This window comes from Myxococcus sp. CA040A (assembly GCF_013336725.1).
Lineage (GTDB): Bacteria > Myxococcota > Myxococcia > Myxococcales > Myxococcaceae > Myxococcus > Myxococcus llanfairpwllgwyngyllgogerychwyrndrobwllllantysiliogogogochensis.
Genome location: NZ_JABUMR010000002.1, coordinates 571337 through 583584 on the forward strand (window position 1 = coordinate 571337; position 12248 = coordinate 583584).

Consider the following 12248-nt stretch of genomic DNA (forward strand, 5'->3'; position numbering starts at 1 on the left):
CCCGCGCTGGCCCGTCACTCCCAGCGCACGACCAGCTTGCCCACCGAGTCGTTGCGCGCCATGCGCTCCAATCCCTGACGCAGCTCAGCCTTGGGCAGCACCGCGTCCACCACGGCTCGCAACGCGCCGGAGCGGAACAGGGGAAGCAGGTGGCGCTCCGCGCTCTGCGCCAGGGCCATCTTCTCCTCCATGGGGCGACTGCGCAGCACCGTGCCCGTCATGGTGAGACGTTTGGTCAACAGCAGCCCCAGGTTCAGGTCCGTGTGCATCCCGGCCACCAGCCCCACCAGCATCATCCGCCCCCGAGGGGCCAGGGCCTGGAGCGACTCCGGGACGTAGTCTCCTCCCACCAGGTCCAGGCACAGGTCCGCGCCCCGGCCTCCGGTCTCCTCGCGCACGGCGTCCGCGAAGCTGGGGGGCGAGGACTCGCACAGCACCGTGCGCGCCACGCCCCAGTCGGAGGCTCGCGCCAGCTTGGCCGCGTTGCGTCCCGTGCCCACCACGCGCGCACCCATGGCCTGGCACAGCAGCGCCGACGCGGAACCCACGCCGCTGGCCACCGCGTGTACGAGCACCGTCTCGCCGGGCTTCAAGCCTCCCTGGAGCACCAGCGCGTCGTACGCGGTGAGGTACGCCTCGGGCAGCGCCGCCGCGTCCGTGAAGTCCATCCCCTCTGGCATCGGCAGGGCCTCGCGCTCGTACGTGAGCAACTGCTGCGCCCAGGCGCCACCACCCACCAGTCCCATCACCCGGTCGCCCACCTTGAAGCGGCGCGTGCGAGGACCCACGGCCTCCACCTCGCCCGCGTACTCGAGGCCCGGCACGTCAGGGGGCACGTCCGGCGGGGCGGGGTAGAGCCCGCGAATCTGGAGCAGGTCCGCGCGGTTCAGGGCGGTGGCCCGGACGCGCACCCGCAGCTCGCCGGGGCCGGGCGTGGGCTCGGGGCGCTCCTCCTCCGCGAGCACTTCGGGGCCACCGGGTTCGGTGATTCGCATGACCTTCATGGCGCGGACCTCCCTCTCGAACGAGCGGGCACGAAACGTCCTGGCTCGCGAGAGCGTCAAGGCTTATCTAAGGACAGGTCCATCATGAGCACTGCCCCCTGTCCCATCTGTAAGAAGCCCTCCCCTCCGCGGTCGGAGAACCCAGCCTTTCCGTTCTGTTCCCGGCGTTGCCGCGCCGTGGACCTGGGCCGGTGGTTGGGGGAGGAGTACCGCATGCCCGATCGCCAGGCCGAGCAGTCGGAGGATGAGCTGCCATCCGGCAGCCACCCCGACCGCCAGGGCGAGGATGCGTGAGCGGCTTCGTCGACCTGCACTGTCACCTGCTGCCGGCCGTGGATGATGGCGCGCGCACGCTGGAGGATGCGCTGGAGATGGCGCGCGTCCTGGTCGACCTGGGCTTCTCCACCGTGGCGCCGAGCCCCCACGCCCGCCCCGAGTACGCACCCGTCGACGTCGTGGAGGCCCGGCTCGCCGAGCTGACGGCCGCCCTGGCGCGGGAGCGAATCCCGCTGGTGCTCGGCCGCAACGCGGAGAACATCCTGGATGACGCCTTCTTGCGCGGCCTGGGAACGCCCTCGGCGCGCATGCTGGGGACGGGCCGTGTGACGCTGGTGGAGCTGCCCTACACCGCGCCCGTCCCGGCGCTCCTGGACATCCTCTTCCGCATTCGCACGAAGGGGGTGATGCCGCTCATCGCCCATCCCGAGCGGTGCCTGGAGTTCGAGCGCAAGGGGCGCGCGGCCGACGCCGTTCGCTCGGGTGCCCACCTCCAGCTCGACGTGGGCGCGCTCATCGGCCGCTATGGCGCGACGGCGAAGAAGCTGGCCCGGGCGTTCCTGGACGACGGCCTCTATTCCGTGGCCGCCACGGACCTCCACGGCCCCGTCGGGGCCCGGGATTGGCTCGGTCGAGCACTGGAGGAACTCAAGGGCAGGGCAGGGGAGGAGGCATTCGGCCGCCTCCTCCGGGGCAACCCGTCTCGCCTTCTGGTGGGAGAGTCGCTGGAGTCCGGCCAGGACTGACGGTATACCCGGCCGCCGTGAAACGCGCCGTCAAGCTCACAGCCAGTCTGCTGGTCACCGTCCTCTTCCTGTGGTGGGCCTTTCGGGACACCGATTGGGGCACCCAACTCGCCAGCCTGAAGTCGGCCAACTACGTCTGGTTGGTGCCGTACTTCGGTTGCCTCTTCGCCATCCACGTGTTCCGCACGCTGCGATGGGGGAGCCTGCTGTCGGGCATGGAGCGCATCCCCTTCCGCAAGCTGAACGAGGCGTCCGGCATCGGCTTCATGATGCTGCTGGTGCTGCCGTTCCGCCTGGGGGAGTTCGCCCGGCCCTTCCTCATCGCCCAGCGCAGCTCCATCCGCCGCAGCGCGGCGATGACGTCCGTGGTGCTGGAGCGAATCGTCGACGGCCTCTTCGTCGCCTCGTCGATGCGCGTGCTGCTCTTCTTCGTCCCGAACGAGACGCCCGAGGTCCGCTACGTCAAGCTGGGCTCGTGGCTGATGTTCGCCGTGTTCGGCGGGGGGCTGCTCTTCCTCCTCGTCGGGCTGTGGCAGCAGGAGCGCACCGTGCGCCTGGTGCGCGCGACGGTGGGCCGCCTCGCTCCGGGCCTGGCCGACAAGGTGGCGGACATCGTCGACACCTTCGTGGGCGCCATGCGGCAGCTGCCGGACGCGAAGCAGGTGGTCTACTTCTTCCTCTTCACGTTGGGCTACTGGGGCCTGAACGGCTTCGGGATGATGCTGCTGGCGAACGCCTTCGACTGTTCGGGCGTGGCGGCCGGCACCGCGTGTCAGCCCTTGGAGCTGTCGCTCTTCCAGGCCTACGTGGTGCTGTGCGTGCTGGTGGTGGGAGTGATGATTCCGGCGGCGCCGGGCATGGTCGGGACGTTCCAGGCGGCCTGCAAGGTGGGCCTGAGCCTCTTCCTTCCCGCCTCCGTGGTGAATGCCAGCGGGCTGGCCTACGCGAACGTGATGTGGTTCGCGCAGACGGCGCAGACGGTGGGCTTCGGCATCCTCCTCATGTCGCTGGGCCACCTGTCCTTCAAGGACATCGCGGGCAAGCTGGAGAAGGAAGGCGAAGCCGCGGCTCCCACGACGTGAGCCCCGCGAGGTCCTCGCGGGAGTGCGCCCTGGACTTGTTCAGGGCGCCGACGGGTCGATGTTCCGCTTGATGGTGCCGAAGGGCGTGTCGACCTGGTGCTCGCTGCGGCCCTCGTCGGCGTAGCCGTCCGGCGCGCACCAGGCCTTGGCGGTGTCCCGGATGGAGACGACGGGGGTGTCCACCGCGACGCGCTCCTTCGACGTCGCCTTGGAGACGAGCTTGTCGTCGCGCATCAGCACGCAGCGGTCCTCGCCGTAGTACCAGGCGGTGGACTTGTCGGGGAACTCCTGGGCCCGGGTGGGACCTTCGCCCATGGCATCTACGACTTCCCGCGCCGTCATGCCGGGGTAGAGCTTCTGGAAGCCACCGGTGGTGGAACAGCCGGAGGCGGCGACGGCGAGGGTGGCGGTCAGGATGAGAGAGCGCATGGGGTGCGGGGCTCCTGCGAAAGGATGCCGCCAGCCTAGCCCGCGCGTGTCGCCAGCCTCCAGACAGGGGCCGGGTGTGTCGGTCCTACAACTCCTGGTCCAACCAGCGAATGATGGCGTCGCGGATGGAGGTGGGGCGCTCGGAAGCCGTACGAGCGCGTGGGCCACGCGCCGTCTCCCTGTCATGGAGCCGCGCGGGCGACAGGTGCTCGCGCGTGCGGGGCGGCACTCCGTGCTGCATGAAGGCCCGACGCGTCACGACTGGCCTTCTTCCTTCGCGGGGCCTCGGCCGTACTTGCCGAGCAGGTCCTCCACCGCCTCGCGGAGGTACTCGCTCTGGTGGATGCGGGTCCGCCGCGCCAGCTCGCGCAGCTTCTGGACCTGCTCCTCCGGCACCAGGACGTGGGTGGAGACGATGTCGGCCTCGGGCCCACGTGCGTCCACGGAGACCTCGGCGGCGGCCGGGGACACGGGAAGCTCGGGGCTCAGGGGGCTGGCGTTTCCATCTTGCATCGGGGGTTCCTCCTGGCGTGGCTGCTACAGGCCGCTACCGACCTGTCCTGGCATTAGGAGGGCGCTCCGGGGACTCGTCAACAAAACGGCCCGGACCACGCGGGGTGGAAGTGACACCTTTGTTATCCGTTTTCTCAAATTGGTGTGGTAATTCGCGGACTTCTCACCTGGAGCGAACTGATGAACATTCGTCGTGTGTGCGTCGCCGCTGCCGCTGTCTTTTCGTTCTCCGCTGGCGCCGAGGGAGTTCGGGAGCCCGTGTCGCTGGTGCAGGCGGACGAGTCCGCCGCGTCGCTGGCGAAGGTATGTCCCGCGGTGCCGCTGTCGTTGACGGCCATCAACGCGTCGTCGCTGGAGCCGGCGCGGGTGGCTTGGAATGCCGGCTCCAACAGTGGTGCCTGGCATTACCTGGACACCATCAATGCCTACATCACCCCGCAGTGCCCCGCGACTCCGGTGACCATCCAGGCGGTGCTGGCCAAGGTGGCGGACCTGAACCAGGGCCTACCGTTCCCCGAGGACGGCATCTTCACCAACCGCGCGGGCCTGTCCCAGAGCATCTTCCTGAGCTCGAACTACTACGGCAATGGCCTCGCGGTGCTGGCGGCCATTGATGCCTACGCGGGCGGTGGGGAAATCCAGGCATGGATTGCCACCCAGGAAGTGCCCTGCCACAACTGCCACGAGTTCTACCAGTACGCGGTGCTGTACTACCCGGCCAGTCGCAAGGTCGTCGTGCTGCAGGGCTACACGGGTTACGACTCCTGAGCTGAAGGTCGTGAGGCGTCGGCCCTGGGTTCGGGCCGGCGCTGCTTTCCGAGGGTGTATCAATCCGACAGCGACTCGGTGCTCGCGCGGGTGTGACGGGATTGGCATGTCTCGTGGCCGGATGGTCACGTTCTTGTTTATTCCCTGAGTCAACCGCCTGGAGCGGACTGATGAGGCTTTGCAACCTGTTGCTGTTGGTTGCGTGTCTGGTTGTATGGGGCCTGTCGGGCCTGCCGCTGTTCATCTCCGTGGAGACCTTCACGGGGACGGCCACGAGCTACACGGTGTGTATCCGCGCTTCTTCGACTTCCGTGGCTCGAATGCGGTACCAGGACTCCCCGACGTTCACGGAGGGTATCGCGACGAACCGGGCGGGGCTTGCGCAGAGCCTCCTGCTGTCGTCGAACGACTCCGGTGACGGGGCGGCACTGCTGGCGGGGATTGATGCCTACGCCGGGGGTGGCGAGGTCCAGGCGTGGCTCGCGACGCTGGAGGTCCGCTGCCACAACTGCCACGCGTTCAGCCTACCCGGCGACGCGCACGGTCGTCGTGCTGCGGGGGGCCACGGGTTACGACGCCTGAGCTGCTCCGGCGTGGGGCTGGCCCCTTGGGGAGTCCCAGTGCCACGAAAAAGAAAAGCCCCGGAATCACTCAGAAAGTGACTCCGGGGCAGTGGCCAGGGTCGGACTTGAACCGACTACCTGCGGATTATGAGACCGCCGCTCTAACCAGGTGAGCTACCTGGCCGTGAAGTGAGGGCCCGTATATCGGGAGCGTCGCGTCACCGCAAGAACTTCGAAGCGACCAGGCGACCAGGCTGTTGCCTCCGTCGGGCTTCAGAGCGCGGGGCGGGTACAGGACCCTTCCGGAAGTGGACCTCCGTGCCGGACCGGGCGTCCTTTCCACCCGGGTGGCACGAGGAACAGAGGACCTTGCCGCGCCTGGGGCCTGAGCAGCCCGGCCGTACTCGTGGTGCTGGGTCCTTGCCTTCCCGGAGATAAATCCGGAGGGGGGCCCGCGCGGCGGGGGCCACCCTCCAGGCGCCGTTGCTTCGGACCATGACGTCGCCAGCCAGCGGCGCCGGTGCTGAAGGCTGGATGTCAGCGAAAGACTCCCACCAGGTCGCTTTGCCGCGGACTGTGGCGTGGAGCATCTCTGCATCACTCTCCCTGGGAGCGGTCAATCCGCGCTGGTACTCCATGGATTTCGTCCCTCAAGATGGGAAGCAATGACGAGGGGAGGCGCATGACGCTGCACTGGGGCATGGTGGTGCTGCTGGTGTTTCTGGGAACAGGCTGCGCGACCACGCGCGTCGTGCGCCTGGAAACGGGCGAGGGGCTCGCCCTTGTTTACACGCCACGTACGGACGACGAGCCAGTCAGACTGGAGGTCGACGAGTTTCAGGAGGCAGTCCAGAAGCTGGCGCGCACCTCGCCACGCACCTCTCGACCAAAAGAAGCAACGCTGAGGCTGTTCAACCTGGGACCCGCTCGCACTTCGTCTCATGTGCGAGGGCGATTGGGATTGGTCTCCGTCGAAGATCCGCAGCGGGGTCGTCTTCTTGTGAAGGAGGAGCAGGGTGCGCAAACGGAGTTGGCGAGTGCCTACGGACGCTGGTGCCAGCGCCAGAAAAAGCCTCAGGACTGTCTGCATCTGCTGGCTGAGGACGTCACGCTGAACGAGGACGGCAAGCGCACGCTGGCCTTTCGTCTGGCCCTGGACTCGGTCTGGGATGAAACGGCGGAGGCACTGGAGGACCTGACGGACAAGGATGCAATGGTGACGATGCTAGCCACGACGGGAGCCGTCTACTTCGCGTTGTGGCTGGCGCCTGACCCGGTTCTTTCGAAGGGAATCGCCGCGACGCTGACTGTGGCGCTCATTGCTTACCTGGGTTGGGACACGGTGTGGAGCCTTGTCCAAGGCTGGAGGGTGTTGGCGACGGAGGTGGAGGTCGCGACTACCTTCGATGAGATCGAGGATGCCGGAGAGAAGTACGGGGAGGTGATGGGAAAGAACGCCGCGCGGGCGTTCGTCATGCTGGCCATGGCGGCGCTGGGCAGTACGGCTCAGACGCTGGCTGCACGGATCCCCACGCTCCCTGGTTCCGCACAGGCGGCACTGGTTGGAGTCGAGCAGGGCGGCTTCAGGCTGGCGGCGGCAGGGCAGGTCACCTCCGTGGCGGTGGCTCCGGGAGGAGTCATCACCATCGCCTTGGACCCGGAGGCTGTCGCGGAGACAGCACGTGGTACGCAAGCCGTGGCGGCAGAGCCGGTGGCGACCGCTGCGCACGAACACCACATCGCCACGAACAAGTGGTGGGACTCCATCAGCAACGGTGGCCCGTGGTCCCCTAGATTCCAGAGGCTCTTCGACCGGGCCGGAATGTCACTCGGCGACGCCGTCAATAGGGTTCGCGTGTCGGGCCACAAAGGGCCTCACCCCGTTGAATATCATCGAGAGGTGTTCCGCCGACTGCAGGACGCGATGAGGCGCTGCAGGAGCATTCAGCAGTGTCGTGAAAGTCTGACGGCGGAACTGAGGGATTTGTCGGTACAGATATCCACGCCGGGCACCGATCTCAACAAGCTGGTGACGCGGACTGAGTGAGGTGAGGAAAAACTCATGGCGAAGCGATTCTTTGAGCTAGCTGATGACATGGAGATCCAGGGGCGCTGGTTGCTGGGAGACCCCACGGACTCACAGGGGCGAGAGGTGGACGACCCGTGGCAGTTCACAGAGGGCTGCCCCGTTGCGATTGGAGAGCGGTTCCGGATTCCCATCTACCACCCTGGGAGCCCTCTCGACTTCACGCTGACGGACGTTGGTGGCGCTCCCGTCGTTCATCAGAGAGTCGCAACCATCTTCGCGGAGCTGGCGCCTGACGATGTGCAGGTTATCTCGGTCGACATCGACGGGCTGCCTGGGCCGAACTGTATCCTCGTGGCTACTCGACTGATCCGGTGCATTGATGACAATACCTCCCGCGAGGTGAGGTACTGGAAGTCGGAGGATGGGCGCCCGGAGAAGGTCGGGCAGTATCGCAGTGTGTCGGGCATGCGAATCGACCCGACGAAGGTAGGTGATGCGAAGGTGTTCCGGACCTGGGGCTGGACTGGGACACTCATCGTGTCCGAGGACATCAAGGAGGCTCTGGTAGGAGCGGGCGTCACGGGGGGGAAATTCGAGGAGGTCACCGGTCCGAGCGACCTCAGACCGGAGGAACGCGAACGCAACCGGAGGCTCATGACGCTGGCGGAGCAGACAGACGCTGCCCGGAGCGCCTTCTGGCGAAGTCTGGGGAGGCTGGACGAAGAGGTCATCATTCCCATCGTCGTCGGTGGTTGCTGGCCGGCCCGGCGTCAGGCGTGGCGTGTCATCCACCGCGGGAATGAACGGACCCTGCTGGTGACGGATGGCCTCTCGGACTCCTTCGTGGACCGCGCGGAGCCGTCGGTGGGCTTCGGTGTGGAATTGGCCCTGGAGACAAACGAGCCCCTCGATCATGTCGAGAAGAGCTGGCACCTGCAGGTGTTGGAGCGGGTGGGGGACGAACTCGCGGCACACGAAAGCGTGCGTGAGAAGGTGAAGGCAGGCTTTCTTTCCATGGAAGTCTCAGGCCAGGGGATGCCTGATTCTCTGCTGACGAAGGAGGGCCGGGTGGGGGTGTTGCTGGGGATGGAATCGAGCACGCTGCCTGTCCGCTTCACCCTGTCGGCGGGCGAGGTGCGGCTGGTCACCGTCAAGGTGTTGATGCCCGTGGAGCTGGCGTACTTGCTCGAACACGGGAAGCGCGGTCGGGACGAGTTGGTGCGGCGCTTCGCCCAGGACGGCCAGGGGCATCTGTCGCGCGCCTGGCGCCAGTCCGTGGTGTGACGGGCTCAGCCAGGGGATGACGTCAATCACGGAGGGCAACTCCGGCCAGCTCCGAGGGTTGGGCGCTGGCCGGCGTCACAACGAGAAGCTGGAGCCAGGGGGGCCTGCACGCCCTCTCGCGGAATGGCGATCATCTGATGACTTCGCGGACCCCCCCCTCGAACCACCAGCCGCCAAGAGGCTGGTGGTCTGTTTCGATGAGACTCCCTGCCAGTTGATGGGAGAAGCCCGCACGCCCTGCAGGCCATGCCTGTCAAGCCCCGCCGTTACGACGCTGAACACGGTGGAGATTGAAATCAGCGGGCTCACCCGCCAAGGCCTGGACAGGCGAATTGGCACCAAGGCCACCTTGAAACGGGAGGTGGCCCGGTGGGAGCGGGCGCGCAACAAGGAGGGTGCCCGCGTCCGCTGCTGCCTGAACCCTTCAAAGTCTCTGTGCCGAGGTACTCACCGAGGGTGGCTGACTCAACAGGTCAGCGGATGATGGTGCCAAGTCAGCTCAAGCAGGCCGATTTGCTCATCAATGCTGGCGCGGCACACGGCGGAGCAGGGACAAAATGGCGGGCGAGCCTGCCCGACTTGCGGAGTTGGGATTGAGGTGCCGCCCCGCTTTGGGAAGCCCCGAGACTGCTACAACAGCCACCCAGAAGCGCCCTGGAATATTCGGATCAAGCACCTGAGACGTTCTGGAGCAACCTGGCGGGAACGAGCACCTGCAAGGTCAAGACGTTGCCAGAAATGAGAGGAGGGGCTGATGGAAGATCCCCATCAACCCCCCTCTGGTAATCGGAAACGAGGGACGCCCAGATACGACAGCTGGCGTCAAACGACTGACTACTAGCGCGCCTTCGGGCCGCCGCGGACGTGGAGCTTGATCTTCATGTCGTGCCTCCTTTCAAGTTGAACGCTACGTGTACTCGAAACTGGATGTCAAATCGAACCAAGGAACAATAGTTCCTTCAGAAGTGTGGCGCATTGCGGCGATGCGGGCGAAGCCCCGCGTCGCATCGATGTGCACGTATTCAGCCAATGGGAGCGTGAATCAAAAGCAGTGGCCGAGGTGTTGACAGGGCGCGACCATCAAGGCGACTTTGGTTCGCGGACCACGGCATGTCCCTTCGAGCGGACCCTTCGTTCCCTGAACTACGAGTCGGACACTCGCCTCGTGTTCGTTGCTCTGATGGCGGTGTGCGCCGGCGGGCTCATGACCTGGTCGCTGTTCGCCAAGGTCCCGCTCGTCGAGGTCAGCTCACAGGCCCGGATCGAGCCACACAACGCCGTCCATCGCATCGAGCCGCCCAGCGCGGCAGGGTCGTGCTCTCGCTGCCCAACCTCGACCAGGAGGTCAAGGAGGGCGACCTTCTCATCGAGTTCGACGCACAGGCCGAGCGCCTCGCGCTCGAGAGGAGCAAGGCGACGCTCGCCGCGACCGAGAAGGAGCTCGCCGTCATCCGCCAGCAGAGCACCAACGAGCGCGAAGAGGCGGCTTTGACGGCAGGGGTGGACGAGGTCGCGGTCAAGGAGGCGCTGTGGAAACGGGAGGTGGCCCGGTGGGCGCGAACGCGCAACAAGGAGGGCGCCCGCGTCCGCTGGCGGTTCACTCCAGACCGCGCCCGCACCAGGCTTGGGCGAGCGGACTCCAGGCCCAGTAGCGGTGGCCGCTGCTGCCTGAACCCTTCAAAATCTCCGTGCCGAGGGTGGCTGACTCAGCAGGTCGGAGGATGAGGGTGCCAAGTCAGCTCAAGCAGGCCGATTTGCTCATCAATGCTGCCGCGGCACACGGCGGAGCAGGGAGAAAATGGCGGGCGAGCCTGCCCGACTTGCGGAGTTGGGATTGAGGTGCAGCCCCAGGTTGGGAAGCCCCGAGACTGCTACAACAGCCACTCAGGCGCGCCCTGGTATATTCGGTTCAAGCACCTGAGAGGTTCTGGAGCAACCTGGCGGGAATGAGCACCTGCAAGGTCAAGACGTTGCCAGAAATGAGAGAAGGGGCTGATGGAAGCTCCCCATCAACCCCTTCTCTGGTATCGAAAACGAGGGACGCCCAGCTTCGACAGCAGGCGTCAAAACGACTGACTACGCGCGCGCCTTGGGGCCGCCGCGAACGTGGAGCTTGATCTTCATGTCGTGCCTCCTTTCTGGTTGAACGGTACGTGTAGTAGAAACTGAATGTCAAATCGAACCAAGGTACAATGTGTGGCGCATTGCGGCGATGCGGGCAAAGTCCCGTGTCGCATCGATGCGCCCGTATTCATCCAATGGGAGCGTGAATCACAAAGCAGTGGCCGAGGTGTTGACAGGGCGCGACCATTAAGGCGACTTTGGTTCGCGGACCATGGCATATCCCTTCGAGCGGACCCTTCGTTCCCTGAGCTATGAGTCGGACACGCGCCTCGTGTTCGTCGCTCTGATGGTGTTGTGCGCCGGCGGGCTCATCGCCTGGTCGCTGTTCGCCAAGGTCCCGCTCGTCAAGGCCAGCTCACAGGCTCGGATCGAGCCACACAACGCCGTCCATCGCATTGAGCCGCCCAGCGCGGGCAGGGTCGTGCTCTCGATGCTCAAACTCGACCACCAGGTCAAGGAAGGCGACCTTCTCATCGAGTTCGACGCACGGGCCGAGCGCCTCGAACTCGAGAGGAGCAAGGCGACGCTCGCCGCGACCGAGAAGGAACTCGCCATCATCCGCCAGCAGATCACCAACAAGCGCGAAGAGGCGGCTTTGACGGCACGGGTGGACGAGGTCGCGGTCAAGGAGGTGCTAGGGAGGGCGCAGGAGCTCGTGCCCAGGCACCGGCTCGCGGTGGAACGCGCGGAGCTGGCCATCAAGAGCCCGACGGGCGCGGTCTCGGAGATGGAGAAGCTCGAGCGCAAGACCGATGTCGACGCGCTCAGCTTCGCGCAGACGGCGCAGGGCCTGGCGCTCACCCGACTGCAGCGCGAGCAGAACGTGCGCCGTCAAGCCCTCGCCGCGCAGCTGCTCGGACTCGAGCGCGAGGAGCTGGGCGCCGAGGGGCGGATCCGGGAGCTCCGGGGCGCCATCGACCGCCTCGAGTACCAGATTGAGCGGAAGCTGTATCGGGCGCCGGCCACGGGCCACCTGGTCGACGTGGCGGAGCTCGGCTCGGGAGCATTCATCGCCGATGGTCAGCGGGTCGGAACCATCGTCGCGAGCAATGCCGAGGTGCGGGTGCGCGCCCGTTTCCCGAAGGAGGTCGTCGGATTGATCCAGCCCGGCCAGACGGCGCGCCTCAAGCTCGACGGCTACCCGAACACCATCTACGGGACGGTCCCCGCCAGGGTGACGGCCGTCGGGACCGAGCCCGGGCAGACCGCCACGCCCGAGGCCATCCCCGGTACGGTGCGCGTCGAGCTCAAGTTCGCACCGCCGGACGATCCGCGCATCCAGCTCCGCCACGGCATGACCCTGGTGGTGGAGGTCGAGGTCGCGCGGGCGTCGCCTGTCGCGCTGCTGATGCGGGCGCTCGGCGAATGGAATCCGCAGCCTGAAGAACCGCCCGTGACCGTGTTTCAGCCCGAAGCCGAGGCCCGCTGAC

Annotated in this window: 13 protein-coding genes and 1 tRNA gene; 9 read left to right on the forward strand and 5 right to left on the reverse strand. The window is 66.4% G+C overall.

The features are described from left to right. Positions 1-14: 14 nt before the first annotated feature. Positions 15-1004: an NAD(P)H-quinone oxidoreductase gene (locus tag HUA75_RS09180; protein ID WP_174486144.1), complete on the reverse strand. Its 990-nt coding sequence runs from the start codon at positions 1002-1004 to the stop codon at positions 15-17. Positions 1005-1088: 84 nt separating this feature from the next. On the opposite strand from HUA75_RS09180, the gene HUA75_RS09185 reads away from it, so the two are divergent. From HUA75_RS09185 to HUA75_RS09195, 3 genes are read left to right on the forward strand one after another with little or no spacing between them, the layout of a single operon-like run. Next, positions 1089-1298: a DNA gyrase inhibitor YacG gene (locus HUA75_RS09185; protein ID WP_174455586.1), complete on the forward strand. Its 210-nt coding sequence runs from the start codon at positions 1089-1091 to the stop codon at positions 1296-1298. Continuing rightward, positions 1295-2026: a CpsB/CapC family capsule biosynthesis tyrosine phosphatase gene (locus tag HUA75_RS09190; RefSeq protein ID WP_174486145.1), complete on the forward strand. Its 732-nt coding sequence runs from the start codon at positions 1295-1297 to the stop codon at positions 2024-2026. Before HUA75_RS09185 ends, HUA75_RS09190 begins: the two co-directional genes overlap by 4 nt. A gap of 17 nt (positions 2027-2043) precedes the next feature. After that, positions 2044-3108: a lysylphosphatidylglycerol synthase transmembrane domain-containing protein gene (locus HUA75_RS09195; protein ID WP_174486146.1), complete on the forward strand. Its 1065-nt coding sequence runs from the start codon at positions 2044-2046 to the stop codon at positions 3106-3108. 39 nt (positions 3109-3147) lie between these two features. Here the strand turns inward: HUA75_RS09195 and HUA75_RS09200 are convergent, their stop codons facing one another. From HUA75_RS09200 to HUA75_RS09210, 3 genes are all read right to left on the reverse strand, one after another. Continuing rightward, a complete protein-coding gene (locus tag HUA75_RS09200; protein ID WP_141645597.1) occupies positions 3148-3537 on the reverse strand; it encodes a hypothetical protein in 390 nt (129 codons plus the stop codon). Between the two features lie 85 nt (positions 3538-3622). After that, positions 3623-3796, reverse strand: a complete 174-nt coding sequence (locus HUA75_RS09205) for a hypothetical protein (protein ID WP_174485933.1) — start codon at positions 3794-3796, stop codon at positions 3623-3625. Next, positions 3793-4050, reverse strand: coding sequence for a ribbon-helix-helix domain-containing protein (locus tag HUA75_RS09210; protein WP_141645598.1), 258 nt, complete (start codon positions 4048-4050; stop codon positions 3793-3795). The genes HUA75_RS09205 and HUA75_RS09210 overlap by 4 nt, the downstream gene beginning before the upstream one ends. Before the next feature lie 180 nt (positions 4051-4230). Between HUA75_RS09210 and HUA75_RS09215 the strand changes: the two genes are divergently transcribed. Both HUA75_RS09215 and HUA75_RS46560 read left to right on the forward strand, forming a co-directional pair. Beyond that, the gene (locus HUA75_RS09215; RefSeq protein ID WP_174486147.1) at positions 4231-4818 is read left to right on the forward strand and encodes a hypothetical protein; all 588 of its coding nucleotides are present in this window, start codon (positions 4231-4233) and stop codon (positions 4816-4818) included. A gap of 170 nt (positions 4819-4988) precedes the next feature. Then, the gene (locus HUA75_RS46560; protein WP_254627471.1) at positions 4989-5480 is read left to right on the forward strand and encodes a hypothetical protein; all 492 of its coding nucleotides are present in this window, start codon (positions 4989-4991) and stop codon (positions 5478-5480) included. 11 nt (positions 5481-5491) lie between these two features. Here the strand turns inward: HUA75_RS46560 and HUA75_RS09225 are convergent. Next, a tRNA-Ile gene (locus HUA75_RS09225) sits at positions 5492-5565 on the reverse strand. Positions 5566-6063: 498 nt separating this feature from the next. Between HUA75_RS09225 and HUA75_RS09230 the strand changes: the two genes are divergently transcribed. The 4 genes from HUA75_RS09230 to HUA75_RS09245 all read left to right on the forward strand — a co-directional run bounded on the left by HUA75_RS09230 (position 6064) and on the right by HUA75_RS09245 (position 12247). After that, positions 6064-7428, forward strand: a complete 1365-nt coding sequence (locus tag HUA75_RS09230) for an AHH domain-containing protein (RefSeq protein WP_246137451.1) — start codon at positions 6064-6066, stop codon at positions 7426-7428. 15 nt (positions 7429-7443) lie between these two features. Continuing rightward, the gene (locus HUA75_RS09235) at positions 7444-8694 is read left to right on the forward strand and encodes an imm11 family protein (protein WP_174486148.1); all 1251 of its coding nucleotides are present in this window, start codon (positions 7444-7446) and stop codon (positions 8692-8694) included. A gap of 1314 nt (positions 8695-10008) precedes the next feature. Continuing rightward, positions 10009-10419: a hypothetical protein gene (locus HUA75_RS46565; protein ID WP_254627472.1), complete on the forward strand. Its 411-nt coding sequence runs from the start codon at positions 10009-10011 to the stop codon at positions 10417-10419. Between the two features lie 610 nt (positions 10420-11029). Then, positions 11030-12247: an HlyD family secretion protein gene (locus HUA75_RS09245; protein WP_174486149.1), complete on the forward strand. Its 1218-nt coding sequence runs from the start codon at positions 11030-11032 to the stop codon at positions 12245-12247. The last annotated feature ends 1 nt before the right edge of the window (position 12248 follow it).

Excerpts from the sequence above, each read along its gene's own strand:
- HUA75_RS09210 (WP_141645598.1), bottom strand. The coding sequence starts at position 4,050 with ATGCAAGATGGAAACGCCAGCCCCCTGAGCCCCGAGCTTCCCGTGTCC.
- HUA75_RS09185 (WP_174455586.1), top strand. The coding sequence starts at position 1,089 with ATGAGCACTGCCCCCTGTCCCATCTGTAAGAAGCCCTCCCCTCCGCGG.
- HUA75_RS46560 (WP_254627471.1), top strand. The coding sequence starts at position 4,989 with ATGAGGCTTTGCAACCTGTTGCTGTTGGTTGCGTGTCTGGTTGTATGG.
- HUA75_RS09235 (WP_174486148.1), top strand. The coding sequence starts at position 7,444 with ATGGCGAAGCGATTCTTTGAGCTAGCTGATGACATGGAGATCCAGGGG.
- HUA75_RS09245 (WP_174486149.1), top strand. The coding sequence starts at position 11,030 with ATGGCATATCCCTTCGAGCGGACCCTTCGTTCCCTGAGCTATGAGTCG.
- HUA75_RS09180 (WP_174486144.1), bottom strand. The coding sequence starts at position 1,004 with ATGAAGGTCATGCGAATCACCGAACCCGGTGGCCCCGAAGTGCTCGCG.
- HUA75_RS09200 (WP_141645597.1), bottom strand. The coding sequence starts at position 3,537 with ATGCGCTCTCTCATCCTGACCGCCACCCTCGCCGTCGCCGCCTCCGGC.
- HUA75_RS09215 (WP_174486147.1), top strand. The coding sequence starts at position 4,231 with ATGAACATTCGTCGTGTGTGCGTCGCCGCTGCCGCTGTCTTTTCGTTC.
- HUA75_RS09230 (WP_246137451.1), top strand. The coding sequence starts at position 6,064 with ATGACGCTGCACTGGGGCATGGTGGTGCTGCTGGTGTTTCTGGGAACA.